A 2,271-nucleotide genomic window follows, 5' to 3' on the forward strand; every position below is an offset into this window, starting at 1 on the left:
AAAAGATATACAAAATTTGAAAGTCGACTAATTTCCGAGTCTCTAATTAAAAAAATCGGCGATAATAAATTAATACTTTCATTTAATAGTGAGAGGCCCAAATTAGAAATTGACCCTCTTTCTTATTCTGATAATGAGTGATTCATTGAAGGCTATGACATTTTATTAAAAAAATTAGGAAATAAAATGAAGATCATGACTTTAAATTATGATAAAGTTTTAGAGAAGATTTTGGGTAGAAAAGCAATAAATTTCATTGAACACGATTCAAAAAATCACGAAGAAGAGATAATACACTTGCACGGTGTTGTTGATGACAAAAACCAAATTAATTCCAAATCACTTTTAACTTTGGGGGATTATGTTGAATTTTCTAAAATAGTTGAAGATAAATTAAGTGCAATATTAATGCCAAAACAAGAAAAAGATGAAGAGACGGACCAAGTGATTGAGACTGTAGTAATAATTGGATCGTCTCTTTCTGAAGAACATTTGTTGAGAGTTTTTAAAGATTTTCAAATTACTGACGGGCATAAAGATGTTATTCTGGTAGTCCATGAAACATGAGATGCCTTTTATTACGAAAAATTAAAGGAGATATACTCTAAATTAGGTGTAAAAATAGTCAATATAAATTTTGGTCATAAATATGAAGAAGACTTTAAAACTTTTTGAGAGGAACTTTCTATAAGCACACAAGATAATAACTTTACTACGGATTTTGGAGAAATTTCCAAAAGAACTGACATAGTAGATAATGAGTTATACGAAAGGTTTTTAAATTTATTAGCGGAGGTAAAAGAACCGATTTCTTTAGAAGAATTTTATGCAAAAATAAATTGGATTGATAAAAATAACAATATCCTTGTTAGGCCTATATATTGATTGGAAAAACATGATAAAAAATTGAAAAAAAATTCTTTGAAAAAATTTATGATGTTTGCAAAGGTCTTGCCTATTGAGTGACTTAATATGATTAGAGGTGAAATTTATAATAAGGAAGAATTTCAAATGATTTTAATTAAGGCTGATAAACTTTTATTGGATTATATGCCTTTTGGTTACGATAGGCGTGGTGATTCTATAAAGAGATTCATAAATAGGGAAATTCATTTTGTAGATGAAAAGGAAGATATATTTAAACATAAAAATATTTTGAGGTGCTTAGTATTTTTCATTTTCCATAATGATTCAAATGAAAAAAGTGGAATAATTAAATATGCAGTGGATAATTTTGGGTTTTCAGAATTATCACCGTTAGCAAAGGAATACATATATTTAAATCAATTTCCTGATAAAAATTCAAATATGTATAAGTTATTCAAGAATGATTTTGATAATAAAAGGCAACCCTTTTTATATGAAGAATTTATAGATTATAATGGTTTATTGGGGTTTATTGATACAAATTATACGGTTCGTCACACTTGAAAAATTTTAATGATTTTTAACTTCAAACCATACAGGCAAGTTATAATGAATAACCTCGAGCGATTGAATTTGCTAATGCAAAATGAAAAAAATACAAGAAAACAATGATTTATTCATGAATTAATGTATTTTGTATTCATAAAATCAAAAAAACAAGGCGAATATCTTGCGCTCATGGAAGAATCTCAGTTAGAATTTGATACATTCCCCTCCAATATCCATTTTCTGGGACATGAAGGATTTGGAATTATTAAATATTCAAAATATGATGGAGCAACAATGAGGAAAAACTTAATTATTAAAGATTTTGATGAATTTACAAAAGTTATCAGCGAAGAAAATTTAACCTTGGGTAAACAGCGCGCAATCAAGAATTACATAACAAATAATATGGATGTTGACTTATATAAGTTATTAAAAGATGATTTTTTAGAAAAAATAGATAATTGAGGTAGAGATTTAAATTTAAAAAATAAAAAATATCAATGTGCAACATGAGATGAGTATTTTGCTTATATGGATCATTATGAGGAAACACATTGATTAGAAATAACTCCTCCACAAGATATCTTTATAAGAATTAATGAAATTCATTTAGAGCTAACAACTCAATTTTCTAACAATCTTTTCAATGAAATTTTAAAATTATCAAATTTAAAACTAAAACTAAAATATTATGGCGAGTATTTTTGGGACAATAAGGAAATCAGATATATTTTAGATAATATTAATAAAAATAAAAAAGCAAAAACATTAATTTTCAAATTGATAACACAAAAATATAATTTTTCTCATGATAACGTAACAAAATTACTAAACAAAGAATACTTTGAAATTAAA

1 protein-coding gene is annotated in these 2,271 nt (G+C 25.9%); it reads left to right on the top strand.

Going from position 1 to position 2,271, the window contains the following annotated elements; all coding sequences use genetic code 4:
• Positions 1 to 2,271: SIR2 family protein (locus tag C4B24_RS04585; RefSeq protein WP_131599599.1), on the top strand; the 2,271-nt coding region annotated here is incomplete at both ends.

Origin of the sequence: Mycoplasma marinum (assembly GCF_004335975.1) — a bacterium.
Classification (GTDB): domain Bacteria; phylum Bacillota_I; class Bacilli_A; order Mycoplasmatales; family Metamycoplasmataceae; genus Mycoplasma_K; species Mycoplasma_K marinum.